This window comes from Acidobacteriota bacterium, assembly GCA_030949985.1.
In the GTDB taxonomy this organism is placed as follows: Bacteria; Acidobacteriota; Polarisedimenticolia; order J045; family J045; genus JALTMS01.
On record JAUZRX010000025.1, the window covers coordinates 14,847 to 32,262 of the forward strand.

At 66.4% G+C, this 17,416-nt stretch carries 15 protein-coding genes; 9 read left to right on the forward strand and 6 right to left on the reverse strand.

Going from position 1 to position 17,416, the window contains the following annotated elements; genetic code table 11:
- Positions 1 to 18 precede the first annotated feature (18 nt).
- The gene (locus Q9Q40_07535; GenBank protein ID MDQ7007068.1) at positions 19 to 303 is read left to right on the forward strand and encodes a hypothetical protein; all 285 of its coding nucleotides are present in this window, start codon (positions 19 to 21) and stop codon (positions 301 to 303) included.
- A gap of 59 nt (positions 304 to 362) precedes the next feature.
- On the opposite strand, the gene ccsA is transcribed toward Q9Q40_07535, so the two are convergent.
- Positions 363 to 4,400 carry a cytochrome c biogenesis protein CcsA gene (ccsA, locus tag Q9Q40_07540; GenBank protein MDQ7007069.1) on the reverse strand — a complete coding sequence of 1,346 codons (4,038 nt, stop codon included), beginning with the start codon at positions 4,398 to 4,400 and terminating at the stop codon, positions 363 to 365.
- Positions 4,401 to 4,578: 178 nt separating this feature from the next.
- Here ccsA and Q9Q40_07545 point away from each other — a divergent pair, with 178 nt between their 5' ends.
- The 6 genes from Q9Q40_07545 to Q9Q40_07570 all read left to right on the forward strand — a co-directional run bounded on the left by Q9Q40_07545 (position 4,579) and on the right by Q9Q40_07570 (position 10,585).
- The gene (locus Q9Q40_07545; protein MDQ7007070.1) at positions 4,579 to 6,222 is read left to right on the forward strand and encodes a PQQ-dependent sugar dehydrogenase; all 1,644 of its coding nucleotides are present in this window, start codon (positions 4,579 to 4,581) and stop codon (positions 6,220 to 6,222) included.
- A gap of 135 nt (positions 6,223 to 6,357) precedes the next feature.
- Positions 6,358 to 7,623 carry a hypothetical protein gene (locus Q9Q40_07550; GenBank protein ID MDQ7007071.1) on the forward strand — a complete coding sequence of 422 codons (1,266 nt, stop codon included), beginning with the start codon at positions 6,358 to 6,360 and terminating at the stop codon, positions 7,621 to 7,623.
- 32 nt (positions 7,624 to 7,655) lie between these two features.
- On the forward strand, positions 7,656 to 8,000 hold the full coding sequence (locus Q9Q40_07555) for a cupin domain-containing protein (GenBank protein ID MDQ7007072.1): 345 nt from the start codon (positions 7,656 to 7,658) through the stop codon (positions 7,998 to 8,000).
- Positions 8,001 to 8,016: 16 nt separating this feature from the next.
- The gene (locus Q9Q40_07560; GenBank protein ID MDQ7007073.1) at positions 8,017 to 8,694 is read left to right on the forward strand and encodes a nitroreductase family protein; all 678 of its coding nucleotides are present in this window, start codon (positions 8,017 to 8,019) and stop codon (positions 8,692 to 8,694) included.
- Between the two features lie 76 nt (positions 8,695 to 8,770).
- Entirely contained in the window at positions 8,771 to 9,151 is a 381-nt protein-coding gene (locus Q9Q40_07565) for a hypothetical protein (GenBank protein MDQ7007074.1), read from the forward strand.
- A gap of 33 nt (positions 9,152 to 9,184) precedes the next feature.
- Positions 9,185 to 10,585 (forward strand): lysine 2,3-aminomutase, encoded by a 1,401-nt coding sequence (locus Q9Q40_07570; GenBank protein MDQ7007075.1) that lies wholly within the window; start codon positions 9,185 to 9,187, stop codon positions 10,583 to 10,585.
- Positions 10,586 to 10,689: 104 nt separating this feature from the next.
- Here Q9Q40_07570 and apaG read toward each other — a convergent pair whose 3' ends face one another.
- Positions 10,690 to 11,079, reverse strand: a complete 390-nt coding sequence (apaG, locus tag Q9Q40_07575) for a Co2+/Mg2+ efflux protein ApaG (GenBank protein MDQ7007076.1) — start codon at positions 11,077 to 11,079, stop codon at positions 10,690 to 10,692.
- A 70-nt stretch (positions 11,080 to 11,149) separates the two neighbouring features.
- On the opposite strand from apaG, the gene mobB reads away from it, so the two are divergent.
- A complete protein-coding gene (mobB, locus tag Q9Q40_07580) occupies positions 11,150 to 12,223 on the forward strand; it encodes a molybdopterin-guanine dinucleotide biosynthesis protein B (GenBank protein MDQ7007077.1) in 1,074 nt (357 codons plus the stop codon).
- 144 nt (positions 12,224 to 12,367) lie between these two features.
- Here the strand turns inward: mobB and Q9Q40_07585 are convergent, their stop codons facing one another.
- A complete protein-coding gene (locus Q9Q40_07585) occupies positions 12,368 to 13,654 on the reverse strand; it encodes a peptide MFS transporter (protein MDQ7007078.1) in 1,287 nt (428 codons plus the stop codon).
- Between the two features lie 209 nt (positions 13,655 to 13,863).
- Between Q9Q40_07585 and Q9Q40_07590 the strand changes: the two genes are divergently transcribed.
- Entirely contained in the window at positions 13,864 to 14,274 is a 411-nt protein-coding gene (locus tag Q9Q40_07590) for a hypothetical protein (protein MDQ7007079.1), read from the forward strand.
- Here Q9Q40_07590 and Q9Q40_07595 read toward each other — a convergent pair.
- From Q9Q40_07595 to Q9Q40_07605, 3 genes are all read right to left on the reverse strand, one after another.
- The gene (locus Q9Q40_07595) at positions 14,199 to 15,971 is read right to left on the reverse strand and encodes an ATP-binding protein (protein MDQ7007080.1); all 1,773 of its coding nucleotides are present in this window, start codon (positions 15,969 to 15,971) and stop codon (positions 14,199 to 14,201) included. The two genes, Q9Q40_07590 and Q9Q40_07595, sit on opposite strands and share 76 nt — an antisense overlap.
- Positions 15,968 to 17,098, reverse strand: coding sequence for an FIST N-terminal domain-containing protein (locus Q9Q40_07600; protein ID MDQ7007081.1), 1,131 nt, complete (start codon positions 17,096 to 17,098; stop codon positions 15,968 to 15,970). The genes Q9Q40_07595 and Q9Q40_07600 overlap by 4 nt, the downstream gene beginning before the upstream one ends.
- A 68-nt stretch (positions 17,099 to 17,166) precedes the next feature.
- Complete coding sequence (locus Q9Q40_07605; GenBank protein ID MDQ7007082.1) at positions 17,167 to 17,319, reverse strand: hypothetical protein; 153 nt, start codon at positions 17,317 to 17,319, stop codon at positions 17,167 to 17,169.
- Between the last annotated feature and the right edge of the window lie 97 nt (positions 17,320 to 17,416).

Sequence of the window (17,416 nt, forward strand, 5' to 3'; positions counted from 1 at the left end):
GAAATGGAGACATGGTCGATGCAGGGCGTGATTCCCGATCCGCTGACCGATGGCTCCGGAGCGGTGATCTTCGACCTCGCCGACTACGAAGCCCTTCTCCGAGACTGGACACCGGTGGCCGGCTACTCCAACGTGGATGTCAATCGCCTCGATCTGACGCTCGGAACCCGTTACCGCGGGGCCGGCGGCTGGGGCGTCGAACTCTCGCTGCTGTGGACCGACTACCAGGACGACGATCCGATCCTCGAGGACGAGACCGGTCGGTACTCGCGCTTCATGGCCCTGGTCGGCAAACGCTTCTAGAACGGCAAACGCGAACAGGGACGCCGGGTTTCCGGCGTCCCTTTCACGTGCAGCGAAGTTCAAGCGTAGCTGTGCAAACCGACGATCACGAAGTTCACCGCGACCCAGTTGAAAATCATCACCGCGCAACCGACCACGGCCAGGATCGCCGTCCACAGGGCCTTGTCCTGCACCTTGATCCGCACGTGCAGCAAAACCAGGAAGACCAGCCAGGTATTGAGGGCGAAGACCTCCTTCGGATCCCAGCCCCAGGGCCGGCCCCAGGAAACGTCGGCCCAGACGGCACCCAGCACGGTGCCGACCCACAAGGCGATGAAGGCCACCTCGAGGAAGACCATCGTCGCCCCGTCGAGGGTGCGCGCCAGACCGGCGTTTTCCTCCAGGCGCTGGCGCCCGAGAATCACCGAAGAAGCACCGCCGCGGGCGAAGATGGTGGGACCCCATTGACTGCCGAGCAAACCCGGCGCGAAACGATGGAGTCCACGGAAAACCAGGTAGAGCACCGCGGTGACCGAGGCGAAGAAGATCAGCGCGTAGGAGGCGATGACCACGTTGGTATGGATGTAGAGCCAGATCGTGCGATCGAGGACCGGCATCACGGTGGTGATATCACTGCTCAAGGTCACCGTCATGAAGTTGCCGAACATCATCGCCACCATGGCATAGGCCGACGCGCACAATGCGGGCAGCAGGCGCAGCCGCTGCCGCCTGAGCACCCATTCGAGGACCAGCGCCACCACCCCGCCGAACCATGCCGACGCGATCACCGCCTCGAACATGTTGGCGTTGGGGATTCTCCCCGCCAGCCACCATCGGAGAAAGATCGAGAAGGTGTGCACGGCAAAGCCGAGGAGAAACAAGCCCATCCCCGCCAGGCGCGCCCAGCGGAAGCCGTAGAGAAAGGCCATCAGCAACAGGGGAATCGCGAAGAAGTAGATCAGCCAGCCGGCGGTGAGCTTGTTGTGCTTGTAGTACCACAGCTCCCAGCCCAGGCGCGCATCGTCGGGATAGAGAGTGGGATTGACGGCCCGGAACGTGGCGGCCAGATCGCTCAGGGCCTCGTTGGCCTGCTCCGCGTCCTGAAAGCGCCAGCTTTTCTCCAGCCGGGTCCAGGCGTCGCGCAGTTTCCTGGCGAGTTCCGGATCGAGGCCCGGAACTCCGCCGACGCCCATACCGGCGTGAATCGAGTCCGCGGGGGCTCCTCCGCTGATGGCACTGTCGAGGGTGAACCAGGGATCGAGTTCGCCACCCCCGGGCGGTGGCACGACCCGCAGCAGGGAACGCAACACCCGTGAGTCGGCCAGCGCCCGCGCATTGCGCACCTGGGAGACGGCCTTGCCGGTCTGGCGCAGGTCGGCCTCGAGCTGCTCCATCACCGAACGCACCGCCTGGTGGTCGAGGAAGCGTGGCGAGACCAGACCGTCGTCGATCAACTTGGAAAGGGCCTCGTCGGCGATCAGACCCTCGCGACGCGACGCGGGCACCACCGAGCGAATCCCCTGCGCCAGGCGCTGGCGCAAGGCCTTGTTCTTGATCCGGATCACCGTGGCGTCGACATAGTGTTCGGGCACCAGCACCAGGTCCAGGTACCAGATCAGCGGATCGACCCGAGCCGTCAGGCGCGGGTTGACGTACTTCAGCTTTTCCCGGGCCAGCGAGTCGATGGTCTTGACCCGTCCCCCCTCCTGGGCCGCGGCGGCCCGGAAGGCCTCGAGATCGAGAGCCTCCTGGAAATCACGACTGACGGAAAGCTCCCCCGCCCTGGCCGTCGAAAGCCCACCGAGCAACGCCACCAGGGCCAGCGCCGCAGCCACGCCGGACATCCCCTTGCGCACGGCGCGGCTTTCTTCCCGCCGCCGCAGCAACAGCACGGGCTTGAAATAGAAGGCCCAGAGGACACCGAAGACCGTCATCAGGCTGCCGAAAAGCATCACGCCCACCCCGTGGCGATTCCCAACCCCCAGACCCGTGTAATTCATGCCCGCGTAATTCCTCTCGGGAGCCGGCGGATCCCACGTGGCCTGGAAGAGCCACCAGCCGTCGTGCTCGGTGGGTTGATTGGATCGCACTTCATGGATCTCGGACCACTTTCCGTCTTCGAGAAAACGGATACGGGAGATGTAATCGCGCTCCCGTGTGCCGCCCGGATACACCTCCAGCCGAAAATCTTCGAGCGCGATCGGCGTACCCAGGTGGAGACTCTCCCGGGAGAAGAGAAACTCCATCCGACGGCCATCCCCCAGTTGCACCAGGCGCGGATAGTAGCCGGCCCGACTCGGGTGAGGATAGTGGCTGTAGTCGAGCCAGACGCGGCGCGTGCTCTGCCCTTCACCGATTTCGAGCTGGACCATGGAGTAGTAGGAGCCGGCCTTGAGATCCCGCGCGTCTCGAGGAATCACCACCGGCACGCGCACCGGGCGGGAATGAGCGCTCAACTCGTGCACGACGAGCTGCATCTGGCCACCGGCGAGATCCACGGCCTGACCGACAGCGGCCTCGTGATGCTCCACCCGGCCGTCTTCACCGACAACCACCACGTGCAGGCCCAGGGGGCCGCCGACGATCACGATTCCCGTCTCGATCAAATCGAGCAATTCGATGTGGATCCGGTCATCGACCAGCCCGCCCCGCATGTGACCGTTGTCGGTCAGATCCTGGGACAGCTCGACCTTGGGAGCGACCACCGCCCGGAGAAAGCGCTGTTCTCCGCGCTCGACTTGCACCACCGCCATCTGGGCCGGCTCGCGGGAGTTGGCCAGGCTCCAATTGCTGTAGAGCTGGGCCAGTTGCACCCGGTACGGGGTGCCGGCGATTTCCACGGGGCCCGCCGCGGCCTCGTCGAGGGGCACGTCCTGGGAGACTCCCCGCCCCTTGACGGTGACCCGCAGTCGAGGCACGCCGGTGGGGTCGATCAGCGCCGCCAGGGCGTCCGGGTCGCTGATCCACTTGAAACTCACCGCCAGCAGTCCCTCGTCGATGGAGAGCCGGCTCCGCTGGGGATCGTTGGCCAGCATGAAGTCGGACATCTCGGCGCTCCCGGCGCGGAGCGTGAAGCGCAGGTAGGGGTCGAAACGGTCTCCGCCGGCCGTCCAGCGCTGCTGCATGTGGGCGAAGGGCAGGAAACCGAGGACCCTCAGGCTCACTCCCGGGGCGCTATCGTTCTCGGCCCGCAGGTCGATGGCGAGGCGGCCGGTTCGCGGCAGGGGCTCCCCGTCCGCAACCACCGCGTCGCCGGGGGCGGCCATGAACTCGTGGTAGCGAGGCAAGCCCTTGACCGGGTACTGGATCCACTCCTGCCCACCGGCCAGGCGGGCGTAAATCGCGGGTCGATCGTGCAGGGTGAGCAAATCGGTGGGGGCATATTCGAGTCGTGCCTGGACGGACTCGTCCACCAGTTTCCTGCCCAGTGTCTTGATCGCCCGCCCCCGGCCCGGAACCACGTCCTCGGTGTACTGGGGATAGCCCACCAGAAGCTGGCGAATGAAGCGCTCACCGTCCCCCCCCAGGGGCGCGAAATCGAGCTGGGCGGCGTAAGTCTTCTTGCCCTTGTCATCGCCGGTGAGCAGTTCGTAGGCGGGATTGAGGGTCGCCACCCGCACCCGGTAAGCCCGGCTCGATCCCCGGACCACCACCTGCTCGCCGGGCCGCAGCACCAGGCTCGCCGGTTCGCCGTCCTCCACCTGCACGATGGCCTGGCGCCGGTAGACAGCGATGTCTCCCTCCAGCTTCTGGGAGTAGTAGATGCCGCAGCCCAGGACCAGCACCAGGATACCGAGGTGGGCGGACCAGGTGCCGAGGTTGGGCAGGTTGAAGGGAATCTTGCGCAGGGTCGCGCAGCTCAACGACAGGCAGAGCAGGCCCACCAGGGTGAGAAAAGGCCACCAGGTGAACCACTCCATCTCGGTCTTCTCGAAAGTCTGCCGCGGGAACCATTCGAAGGGATAGGTGCCGGCGGAACCGACCCAGCAGTAAACCAGGATCAGCGTCATCACTGTCACGCCGAACCACATGTTGCCGACGAAATCGATGCCTTGGAGCAGGAGACGGACGCCGCCCTGGCTGGTGTCCGCCGAACTCGGCCGCGGGATATTCGTCATGTATTCGCTCATCCTTGGTTTCGAGCCGGGTGGCGGGCCCACCCGCAGGCTCGCGGGATGTAAAACTCCTGGATCCTCGTGGACAACTCCGGGCCACCCCCGTACTTCCTGGCGGGGGACGGTAATAATGGACCGCCAAGGTAGTGTAATTTAGCCTGTCTTTTCCCGGAGCGCCCAAATGCACCGACCCCGCCTGTCCGCCCTGCCCCTTCTCGCAGGCCTGCTGCTGGCCTTCGACGCTCCCAGGACCGAGGCCCAGGGTGCCTGTGACGGCGTCGCCCCGGTCCAGCACAGCGGCCTGAAAACCGTCGCCCTGGTGGACGACACCACCCGGCTCAGCCGCCTGCTTCTCGTGACCGCGCCCGCGGCGGACACCGACCGGCTCTTCATCGTCGGCCAGGATGGACGGATCTGGATCCACCACCGGGGTGACGGGCCCCAGCAGGTGGCGACGTTTCTCGACATCCGCGACCGGGTCTTCAGCCTGGGCAACGAGCAGGGTCTGCTGGGCCTGGCTTTTGACCCCGACTTCGCCGCCACGGGCTTTTTCTGGGTCAACTACACCGAGAGCGAATCGCCGTTCTTCGGCCCGTTCTACACCGTGGTCGCCCGTTTCAGCGTCTCGGATCTCGACCCGGACGTGGCGGACCCCGCAAGCGAGCAGCGGGTGCTGCGCTTCCGGCAGCCCGAGTCGAACCACAACGGCGGGCAGCTCCTGTTCGGCGCCGACGGCATGCTCTACATCGCCACCGGTGACGGCGGCGGCGGCGGCGACAACCACGGCCTGTGCGGCAACGGGCAGGACACCACGAACCTGCTGGGCAAGATCCTGCGCATCGATGTGAAGAACGTGGATCCCGCGCCACTGGCGCCGGACTGCCCCCTGGATGCGGCCGACTATGGCGTGCCCTCCGACAACCCCCTGGCCGACGGGGGCGGCGGCGCCTGCGACGAAATCTTCGCCTGGGGGTTGCGCAACCCGTGGCGCAACGATCTGGATCCCCTGACCGGCGACTTCTACATCGCGGACGTGGGCCAGAGCTGCTGGGAAGAGGTCAATGTGACACCCGCCGCCCAGGCGGCAGGCGGCAACTACGGCTGGCGGTCGATGGAAGGCAGCCACTGTTTCGTCGACGGCTCGGGCGACTGCGATCCGGCCGGGATCTCCTGCGGCGGCTCTCCCGATTGCGGCGACCCGTCGCTGGTCTTGCCGGCACTGGAGTACCCCCACTCCGAGGGGTGCTCGGTCACCGGGGGAGTGGTCTACCGGGGTTGCCGCCTGCCGGGCCTCGAGGGGCGCTACTTCTACGGCGACTACTGCAGCGGGTGGGTGCGCTCGTTCCTCTACGCCGATGGGACCGCCACCGATCCCCAGGATCATTCCGCCGCTCTCGACCCCGGCTCCCAGTTGCCGGGCAACCTCTCCAGCTTCGGCCGGGACGGTCGAGGCGAGGTGTACCTGGTGCACCAGGCGGGAAAAGTGCTCAAGATCCTCCCCCTTTTCACGGACCTGGTGGTCTCCGCTCCCGGGGCGGGGACCCCCTTCCTGCTGGGCGACGACTGGACCTGGGAGGATCTGGCCTTCGAGACCGGCCACCCCGTGACCCGCTACCGGATCTACCGGGCGCTGCGCCCCGGGACCGGCGATTTCACCTGCGTCCACCGTACCGCGAATGACACGCCGGTGTGGACCGGCGGCGACCCCGAGACTCCCCCGGTGAGCCAGGCCTTCGCCTACCTGGTCACGGCCCTGAGTCCCGAGGGGGAGGAAAGCGACGATGGACACCCCGGCGTAGGCCGGATCGCGGGCGGTTGTCCCTGACCGCAAGCTGCCGATCCGGGCCGGAATCAATCTGGAGCATGGTTTCCTGTTTTCGGGAAAGCCTGGTGCGCAGTAGATTAGTTTCGGCCCGGGGGATCTTCGCCCCCGGGAACGATCCGCGAGGACCTTTCAGCGATGGAAACCGACCTGCGCAAGAACCCCGGCCTGCTCAAGCTCGACCTCTACTGCAAGGGAGCCCACATCGACGACTCCCTGCAGGTGACCGACGAGGGCGGACGCCCCATTCTCCGCACCCGCGCCGGCCTGGGGTCCGGCCTCGAGGCGATCCTGCCGGACAACCTGTGGACCAACATTCCGGTCACCGAGCGCTTCGTGCGCCACTCACCCTACGTGGTGCGCCGCCGGGAGAACGGCGAGATCTGGATCGACAAGGGGCAAGAGCCCATCTGCCGGATCACTCTCGCCCCCCGGCCCTCCTGGTACGACCGCAAGACCAGCACCGGCAAGCCCATGCCCCAGGTGGGCACCCTCCAGGGCACCTACCTGGGGGTCTATCCCTCCAAGGTCTGCGAGTACTGGACGGAGGACTCGCCGAGCAACTGCAAGTTCTGTTCGGTGGGCCTGAACCTCGGTTCGGACGACGCGGAAGAAAAGCGGGTGCAGGAGGTGCTGGAGGTCGTGGCCGCCGCGCGGGACGAGTCGGACATCACCTACATCGACTTCAACACCGGCCACTACACGGGGGAGACCTACCTGGACATCCTCGAGCCCTACATCGAGGCCGTGAAGAAGGCCACCGGCTGCCTGATCGGCGTACAGACTCCGCCCCACTCGGACCTCAGCCGCTACGACCGGCTCAAGCAGTTGGGAGTCAACCGGGTCTCCTTCTGCTTCGAACTCTTCCACCCCGAGCACTTCTCGAAGGTCTGCCCGGGAAAGGCCGAAAAGTACGGCCTCGAGCGCTATCTCCAGGCCGTGGAATACAACGCCCGCCTCGGTCGAGGCGGCAAGCTGGATTTCGACCCGTGGGTCAGCAACGGAGAGATCATCGCCGGGCTCGAGCCGCCGGAGTGGTCGATCAAGGCCATCGACTGGATCACCTCGGTGGGGGCGATCCCCACGGTTTGCGTCTTCAGGCCTCTCAAGGGCACCGACTACGAACATCTGCCGCCACCGAAACTCGAAGAGATGGTGCCGGTCTTCCGCCGCCAATACGAAGCCTGCATGGAGCAGGGCCTGCCCATCGCTGTGGCTCCCAACGTCAATGTCTCCCTGGTCATGCTACCGTGGGAGTCGCGCTGGCTGGCGCCCCGTTCGGTACGCCGGCGTTTTGCGCTGAAGGAAGCCAAGATGGCCGCCATGCGCAAGATCTTCGCCCATCGTTTCTACGCCACGCTGCGCCGGCACGATGCCCGGCGCCGGGCGGCCGCGGCGAGCTGAGCCGCCGTCGCAAGCCGGAGGACGACCCGACCATGAGCGACAAGTCCCAGTCCGACAACGCCTTTCCCCCGTCCCAAGCCGTGGCCCTGGCGAGCCTGGTGGATTACGGAGAAGGCGCGATCGTCAGCCGCACCCTGCGCAAGACCAAGGCCGGCACAATGACCGTCTTCGCCTTCGACAAGGGGCAGGCGCTCAGCGAACACTCCGCTCCCTTCGACGCCTACGTGCAGGTGCTCGAAGGCAGTGTCGAGGTGGTCATCGGCGGCCGACCCATCGAGGTTTCCACCGGCGAGATGGTGCTCATGCCGGCGGATATTCCCCACGCGGTCCATGCCAAGCAGCGTTTCAAGATGCTGCTGATGATGTTCAAGGCCTGATTTCCGCGATCGGCTGATGAACGACGGCCCTCCGATGGTGGACTACCGCCCACCGCACTTTCCCCCCGACGAAATGGAGCGGCGGGCCCGCGAGTACTATGAGCACTGCCGGCGGCGCCGCAGCGTACGCGCCTTCGCGCCTGATCCGGTGCCCCGGCGGCTGATCGAACTGGCCATCGCCACCGCCGGTACGGCCCCGTCGGGGGCTCACATGCAGCCCTGGACCTTTGTCGCGGTCAGTGACCCGGCGCTCAAGCGCCGGATTCGCCTGGCCGCCGAGGAAGAAGAGCGGCGCAGCTACGAAGGCGGTCGCATGCCTCCCGCATGGAAGGAGGCCCTGCGCCCCCTGGGAACCGATGCCCACAAGCCCTACCTCGAAACCGTCCCTTGGCTGGTGGTGGCCTTCGAGCAGGTCTGGCGGGAAGGCGAGGACGGCCGCCGTCTGAAGAACTACTACGTTCGGGAGAGCGTGGGGCTGGCCTGCGGCCTGTTCATCGCGGCGATTCACCGCATGGGCCTGGCCACTTTGACTCACACCCCATCCCCCATGGGCTTTCTGCGAACGATTCTGGGCCGACCGGAAAACGAGCGGGCGATCATCCTCTTTCCGGTGGGCTACCCGGCTCCGGATTGCCGGGTGCCGGACATTCAACGCAAGAGCCTGGACGAGATTGCCGTCTGGCTGGAGGGCTGAGAGTCCCGGCAGTGGCGGATTCCGGTCGCCCGCGTCTATATTTTTCCCCGCAGCCGACCGGCAAGGGAGCCCTTTCGTGCACGACTACCTCAACGAGTATGACCGCCTGATCCCGATCTGGATTCTCGGTCGCCGGGCCGAAGTGCCCGCGAACAACACTTTGCTGCGCTGCCTGCAGTATCTCTGTCCCGACACCGTGCCCTACGGCAAGTTCTGCTGGAACAACGAGTGCGGCAACAGCAAGTTCTACTACCGTCGCCCTGGTGAGACCCACGATCGCAAGGGCCGGGCCTGCTGTTTCAAGAAAATCACCGAAGGCCTCGAAATCACCGTGCTCTCGCCGGAACTCAAGTTTGTGCTGCGCTCGTTTCTCGAGCAGACTCCGGTGGAAAGACCCGTGGCGGAGGTTCGCGACGAACCCGCGGAAATTCCGGAAATTCGTTTCCGCAACGACTGACCGGCGCACCGACAAGGAAAGTAACGGCAGACCATGAGCCATCCCCCCAAGGTTTCCGCCCGCCGATACAAACCCGTCACCCGCAAGGACCTCGACCGCCTGCCCCAGCTACGCCGCCTGGGGCCCGGCGAATTGACAGCCATCAAGGCCCTGAGCTGGGTCTTTCCTTTCCGCACCAACAACTACGTCATCGAAGAGCTGATCGACTGGGAGCACCTGCGAGAGGATCCGATCTTCCATCTCACCTTTCCCCAGCCCGGCATGCTGAGCGATGCCGACCGGGAGTTGATGACCGGTCTGATCGAGGCCGGGGCCGACGATGCCGACCTGCTCGCGGCGGCCCGAACGATCCAGGCGCGGCTCAATCCCCACCCGGCGGGGCAGATGGAACTCAATGTACCCACCCTGCGCGGCCGCGCCGTACCGGGACTCCAGCACAAGTACCGGGAGACCGTGCTCTTCTTCCCCAGCCAGGGACAGACCTGCCACGCCTACTGCACTTACTGTTTTCGCTGGGCCCAGTTCATCGGGATCGACGAGCTGAAGTTCGCCAACCGGGAAGCCGCCACCCTGGCCCGCTACGTGCGGGAGCACGAAGAGGTGCATGACGTGCTGATCACCGGCGGCGATCCCATGGTGATGCGCACCACGGTACTCGAACGCTACATCGAGCCCCTGCTCGCCATCGAACACCTGGCCTGCATCCGCATCGGCACCAAGGCTCCCTCGTTCTGGCCGCACCGCTTTCTCACCGACAGTGATGCCGACGACCTGATGCGCCTGTTCGATCGCGTGCGCCGGGCGGGCAAGCACCTGGCCCTGATGGCCCACTACTGCCATCCCCGGGAACTGTCCACGCCCGCCGCCCAGGCGGCCCTGCGCCGCGTGATCAGCACCGGCGCCGTGGTGCGCTGCCAGGCGCCGCTGGTGCGACACGTCAACGACAGCGCCGGCGTGTGGGAAGAACTCTGGCGCCTGGAAGTACGCCTCGGGGCGGTGCCCTACTACATGTTCGTCGAGCGGGACACCGGTCCCAAGCACCACTTCGAAGTGCCCCTGGCCCGGGCCTGGGAAATCTTCCAGCAGGCCTATCCGCGGGTTTCGGGCCTGGCCCGCACCGTACGCGGCCCCTCCATGTCGACCACCCCGGGCAAGGTGGTGATCGACGGCGTGGCCGAGTACGCCGGCGAGAAGGTCTTCGTGCTGCGCTTCATCCAGGCCCGGGAGCCGGCCTGGGTAGGCCGTCCTTTTTTCGCCCGTTTCAACGAGCAGGCCGTCTGGCTCGACGATCTCGAGCCCGCCTTCGGAGAAAGGGAATTCTTCTTCGAGCCGACGATGCGTCGTATTCGGAAAAGCACCGTACTCCCGGCCTGGGGTAGCCGCGCAGACCGCCGCAAGACCCCGGAACTCTTCGGCCACGTGGAGTGGGAATGACACTCCCCGCCCGAGCGGCCCTCGGCCACCGCATCGGGAACCCGCCAATCGCGCGGGCTACGCCTCGGGGAGCCGAGACTCCCTGAGACCGCCCCTCCGATCCTTCAGTTCAGGGCCAGGGGCATTTCCAGCGTGAAGGGAGCAATCTCCACTTCGAAGGGGCGCCCCTCTTCATCGTGCATCTGGTAGCTGCCCCGCATCGATCCCCGGGGCGTGGTCAGCGGGCAAAAGCTGGAATACTCGAAGCTCTCTCCCGGTTCGAGGCGGGGCTTCTTGCCCACAACCCCGGGCCCGCGGACGTGCTCGACCCGACCCTCCCCGTCAGTGATGATCCAGTGCCGCGAGATGAGCTGGACGCTGCCGGCACTCTCGTTGCCGATGGTGATGCGGTAGGTGAAGAAGTAAAAGTTCTGGGTGGGCTGGGACCGTTCCGCCAGGTAGCGGCTGCCCACTTCGACCCGAATGCCCCGGGTGACGCACACCGAATGGCCCAAGACGTTCTCCTTTTTCGACAGGAATCCATTCCATGATAGCGTGCCCGGAGATCCGAGGAGAATCTCTACCGTGACTTCCGGCTCCAGTCCCCAACCTCCCTGGAACGCGCCCCCTGCCGGCCCCGTACTGGCCATCTGCGGCTGGAGCGGCTCGGGCAAGACCACCCTGCTCGAAGCGACGATTCCCCGCCTCCGCCGACGGGGCCTGGCCGTGGCGCTGGTCAAGCACGACAGCCACAAGTTCCGGGTCGATCACCCGGGCAAGGACTCCGACCGCCTGTTCAGGGCCGGCGCCGACGTGCTGCTGGGCTCGCCGGAAGAGCTCTTCGCCCGCACCCACGGCGAGCGACGACGACCGCTGCCGGTACTGCTGGCGGACCTGCTGCTGGACCACGACCTGGTCCTGGTGGAGGGGCACAAGTCCACGCCTCTTCCCAAGGTCTGGCTCGAAGGAAGCGGCGCGCCCCGACCCGGGGGCCTCGAGCAGGTGTTGGCCACACTGGCCTGGGACAGCGACCGGCCCGCGCAGCTGATCGAGCTGCTCGACGACTTCTTGCCCCGGGCCTGGAACCGCCCGCCCCTCTACGGCGGCATTCTCGTGGGCGGGCGAAGTCGCCGCATGGGGCAGGACAAGGCAGGGCTCGAGTATCGGGGCGAACGCTTCGTCGACCGGGTGGCCGCGGCCCTGGCCCCGCATGTGGAACAGACCTTCCTGCTGGGAGCCGGCCGCAGCGGTGCGGGGCATTTCCCCTCCCTGCCCGACCCCCCCGGCATCGAGGGGCCTCTCGCCGGCCTGCTCGCCGCCGTCCGCTGGGCCCCTGGAGCGGCCTGGCTGATCGCCGCCTGCGACCTGCCCCTGGTCCACTCCGAGGCCGCCGGCTGGCTGCTCCACCAGCGCCGCCCGGGAACCTGGGGCGTGCTGCCGCGCCTGGACCCCGCGGTGCCGGAGAAGGTCGAACCCCTTTTCGCCCTCTACGAGCCCCAGACCGCCGGCCTGCTCGCCGCACTGGCCGCCACCGGCCCCCTGGCCCCCCGCCGGCTGGCGACCCACCCCAAGATCGCCGCCCCCACGCCGCCCGAACCCCTGCGCGACGCCTGGCGCAACGTCAACACCCCCGGCGACCTCGACGCCCTGCCCCGCTGAACCGGGCTGCTCACGAGAGTTCCACCGTGGAGCGTTGCGTCGGCGGCTCGGCGCGGCAGACGACCGGCGGAAAAACGCTCCCGCAAGCGCCCGGCGCACCCTTCCGCAACCGGAACCGGAACCGGACACCGCCCGGCCCCTCTCCTACGACGTCGACTTTTCCGACGCCGCCTCGGCGTGATTGATGGTCTTGATACTGATCGCCATCAGCACCACCGCCACCAGGCTGGCGGCGACGGTGACGAGGAAGTAGGTGGCGTGGGGCAGCGAGTCCCACCAGTGTCCCAGAAACCCGGAGAGGTAACCGCCCACGCCGGAGGCGACGAACCACAGGCCCATCATCGTCGAGCGCATGCGAGGCGGGGAGACACGGGTGACGTAGGACAGGCCCATGGGGCTGAGGAAGAGTTCGGAGAGGGTGATCACGGCGTAGAAGGAGATCAGCCAGGACGCGCCGACCGGCTCGCCGGTGGCAGCGTTGAGCCTGGCGGCCTGGACCATGACCAGGAAGGCGACGGCGGTGAGAATCATCCCGTAGAGCATCTTGGCGCCCGTGGAGGGCTCTCTTCCGCGACGGTTGAGCGCGCCCCACATCCAGACCACCAGGGGCGTGAAGAGAATGATGAAGACCGGGTTGACCGCCTGGTACCACTCCGCGGGCACTTCCCAGCGCCCGAGGAAAGGCGCGGTGTAGTCCCGGGCCCAGAACATCAGCACGTCGCCGTACTGCATGTAGGCGGTCCAGAAGATGATCACGATGCCGAAAACCACCAGCAGAGCCCAGATTCGCCGCTTCTCCTCGGCGGGCTCGAGTTCCACCTCCTGCTCACCCTCCTCTGTCGCCCGGGTGCCGTCGGCATGGGAGACGTAGCGGTTGAAGGCCACCAGGATGATCGTGGAGAGGACCATGCCCACCGCCGCCGAGAAGAACGCCCAGCGGAAGCCCACGTGGTGATGCAGCCAACCGGCGGAGAGCGGGGCGATGAAGGCGCCCACGTTGATGCCCATGTAGAAGATGTTGAACGCCGAGTCGCGGAGAGGACTGTTTTGCGAATAGAGGTTGCCCACCATGGTGGAGATATTGGGCTTGAAGAAGCCGTTGCCCAGCACCAAGAGCACCAGGGCCGGGTAGAACAGGGCGTAGGCACCGAGAAAGAGACCGAAGTGGCCGAGCGCCATCAGTCCAGCGCCGATCAGCACGGCCTTGCGGCAGCCCAGCCAGCGGTCGGCCAGAAAGCCGCCGAGCAGGGGCGTGAAGTAGACGAAACCGCTGTAGAAGGCGTAAGTATTGTGCAGCTGACCGGAAGGCAGACCCATCGCCTCGTCCATGTAGAGCACGAAGACGGCGAACATGGTGTAGAAGCTGAAACGCTCCCACATCTCGGTGAAGAAGAGAACGTAAAGACCTCGCGGATGCTTCCCCTGGGCCATGCCGGGTTCTCCATGGGTGGGCTCGGCGCCGATCCCGAGCCGGAAAGAAGCTCATCATGGTATCCCGAACCGGCCCGGGCTTGCGAGCCAGGCGGGAACTCGAGCTGCGGGACGGATTGCCCCGCTCTTCCCGTGAAAAGGGTCGCCGGGTTCCTACGGACGGTGAGTCCATTCGATCCGTCGTTACGCTGCAGCCCCGAGGAGGACCCATGAAAAACGGACGGCGGCGGGAAGAAGTCGTGATGACCCTCTGCGAGCGTGACGGGCCGTTGACCCTGAGCTTCTCCCGCCGCCGTATCGGCAACCCGGAGGTGGCCGCCGAAAGCAGCGAAGCGATGGCGGGAACTCTCCAGGCCGGCAGCGAAGACCGACCCGACGCCGGTGTCGTTCGGCAGGAGCGCCTGGCCGCGCTGACCCGCCGCCCGGGTCGCCTGCCGGAAATCGGGCGCGCGATGATCGCCGGACAGGCCTTCGACGAAACCACCCTGGCGGAACCGGCCGATCACTTGGACCGGAGAACCGCGAACAGGGCCGACCCCTCGCGCTACTCCTCCGGTGCCGCGCCCCCGTTGCGTTCATCGAGCAACTGCTCGATGGCGCCAATCACCGCTTCGACCTGAATCGGCTTGGCGAGAAAGGCATCCATGCCGGCCTGTACGCACCGCCGCCTGTCCCGTTCGGTCACGTTGGCGGTCATGGCGATGATCGGCAGACTCCGGTATGGCGCCCCCAGGCTGCGAATCCGGCGCGTCGCCTCGAGGCCATCCATCACCGGCATCTGGCAGTCCATCAGCACGGCGCCGTACGCCTTGCGCTGCACGGCTTCGATGGCCTGCCGGCCGTTCGTCGCCAGGTCCACGTGAAAGCCGTGCCTGGCGAGCAGCCGCTGAGCTACGACCTGATTGACGGGGTTGTCTTCGACCAGCAGCAGGGGCAGGCGACGTAAGCGTTGCGACGGGCGGGGGATGACGGGGGCCTCCTGCGGCGACCCGCCGTGCCGGCCGGTCTGCGAGCAGGCCCATTCCAGGGCATAGGCCAGCGACGCCCTTCCCGCCGGTTTGAACACCACCAGGTGGGGCCTTGGGGCCAGGATCCGTTCGATCCACTCCTTGGCTCCCGCGGCGGCCACCACGATCACCGGCCCCGGTTCCTCCTCGATCGATTCCAGTCGATCGATGGCCGCCTCTTGCGCGAGGGGCAGATCGACCACAAGCGCCTGCGGCCTGCCGGAACCACTCGTCAACACGACACCCAACTGCTCGAGTTTGCGCCGCAGCATCCTGCCCGCCGGGGTCGGTCCGGAGTCGAGAGTCACCGCCAGGTCACGCCATGGCGCAGGCGCCGTATCGCCTCCCTCGACTTCCGCCTCGTCGAGGGGGAGCAGCGCGTGGAATGTGGTCCCTTTCCCCGGCTTGCTCTCGAAGTCCAGGCTACCGCCCATGGCTTCGACCAGCCGCCTGGAAATCGCCAGGCCCAGGCCGGTGCCTCCGTACTTGCGCGTGGTGGACGCATCAACCTGGGAAAACGCGGCGAAGATCCGATCGTGGCGCTCGGGCGGAATGCCGATCCCGGTATCTTCTACGCTCAGGCGTAACGTCGAGCGCCCTTCCCCGCGGCGGCACACTTCCACCCGAACACCCACGCCGCCTTGCCCGGTGAACTTGATGGCGTTGCCCACCAGGTTGACCAGCATCTGTCGGAGGCGGCCGGGATCGCCGAGGAAATGCGGAGAAAGTCCATCGGGCCATTGAGACCATAGTTCGAGACCCTTGGCGTGGGCCACGGAGGACACGGTCTCCAGCACACTCTGCACCAGTCCTTCGAGATCGAAAGGCACCTTCTCGAGTTCGAGTTGTCCGGCCTCGATGCGGGAAAAATCCAGGATGTCCCCGATCAACGAGAGCAGGTGGAGGCAGGAACTGTTGAGCATTCTCACCAGTTCCCGCTGCTCGGCATCGAGCCGCGTTCCCTCCAGAACCTGCCCGATGCCGATGATTCCATTGAGGGGCGTCCGCAGTTCGTGGCTCATCGAGGCGAGGAACTCCGACTTGGCCCGGCTGGCGGCTTCCGCCGCTTCCTTGGCCCGCACCAACTCCCGATTCAACTCCTCGAGCTGCCGGGTACGCTCCTCAACCTGCTTGCGGAGCAGAATGTTGCGTTCGAAGACCGAGTACGCGCCGGCGGCGGAGTCCACGCTCCGTTCGACCCGGGCCATCAACGCCTGCTTGACCTTCTCCAGGGCCGCGACGCGGCGCTCGAGTTCCTCGATCTTCCGCTCGTTGGCCCCCGGGAGGGGGTCGCCCGGCCGCCCGCTCATCGCCCAATCGCCACTCCGGTCAGAGTCTGGTTGACGTGCAGCGAACCGTACTGCTCGCCATAGGTGCTGAAACCCACCAGGGGACGCGAGCCGACGAGACTCCGGATCTTCTCGCCGAGTTCCCGCCGCTGAGCCTCGAGGCGACGCAGAATGCAATCGTAGGCGAGTACGAGGGCCAGGTTCGGCACGCTCTGCTCCAGATCATCCAAGACCGCGGCCATGCTGGACAGCAAGTCCTCTCCCCGAGCCACGGTCAACACGAGGCCGTCGTCGATGGCGCAGTAGAAAGTCAGACTGCCATCCTCGTTGACCTTCTGGATCGAGCGCACGTAGTACTCTCCACCGACCCGCAGCATGACCGGGTGAGTCGAGAACACCTCCGGGGTCAGTTCCTCCGCGCTCAGGCCGATGGCCGCCGCGAAGGCCTCGGCGGCGGGCAGTCCGTCGATTTCGCGGACCGTACGCTTATCCGGGTCCGAGGCGGTGATGACGATCCGCTGCCCGGTGGGCGACAGGTGCTGGCTCTTGAAGACCTTGAAGGGCAAAGTGGTTTCCACCAGAGCGAAGACCGCGCTGCTGGAATGAAAGCCCCCGGCGTGATAGACGAAGGTCCTCTCGAAGGCCAGATCGTCCCCCGCCGAACCGCCGACGATGGGGAGCCCGCCGAAACCGGCATCGAGCGCGGCGACCAGGCGCTCTTCGACCATCGCCAGGCCATCGACCAGCAACAGGCCGAAAGCGCCCCTGGACGAAGGGCCCTTCCATCCGAAACGGTCGGCCAGCGCCTCTCGCGTCCGATCACGGACCGGATCTCCGCAAAAGTCCTCCAGGTCATCGATGAAAAGGGTCTGGACTTCGAGTTCCCCGGAAGCCAGGGTCGCCGCGACGATGCCGCCGTCGGTATAGCCGGCGGAGGAGAACTCGCCCGCCGTGGTGCAGGCCAGCACCGGGCAGTCGAAAAGCTCGTCGATGGCCGCGCCCAACGCGTCGAGGTCGTACCGCGGGGAACAGAAGAGAAACGCCAGGCTCAACCCGTCCTGTGCCGTCTGCTCCCGGATCTCGGCAGCCGCCCCCCTGGCCCGGGGATCCCGGCTCCGGCCGATACGAACTCGCAGACGCCTCGCCACGAGCAGCCCTCCCACTCCAACGGCGGCTTTCGAAGAGGCGACGGGAAAGCCGCTAACACTCCCAACGGTCAACTTAGTCTTCGTCGTCCGGGACGCAAGTCGTCGTCGCGGGCCTCTTCCACCAAGATCTCGAGACGCCGCAGGGCGGCCGCCAGGGCCTCCTCTACCTGCGCCCACGGCCCCGGAAGGATCGACTCACCGGGATGAACACCGGAAAGCACGCGTTTGACGCCTGGCCGGCGTCAGCCCTGAACTTACCTCGACATGAACTCCCGTCAGCCGCTTTTCCCGGCATGAAACGATGCAAACCACGGCCTT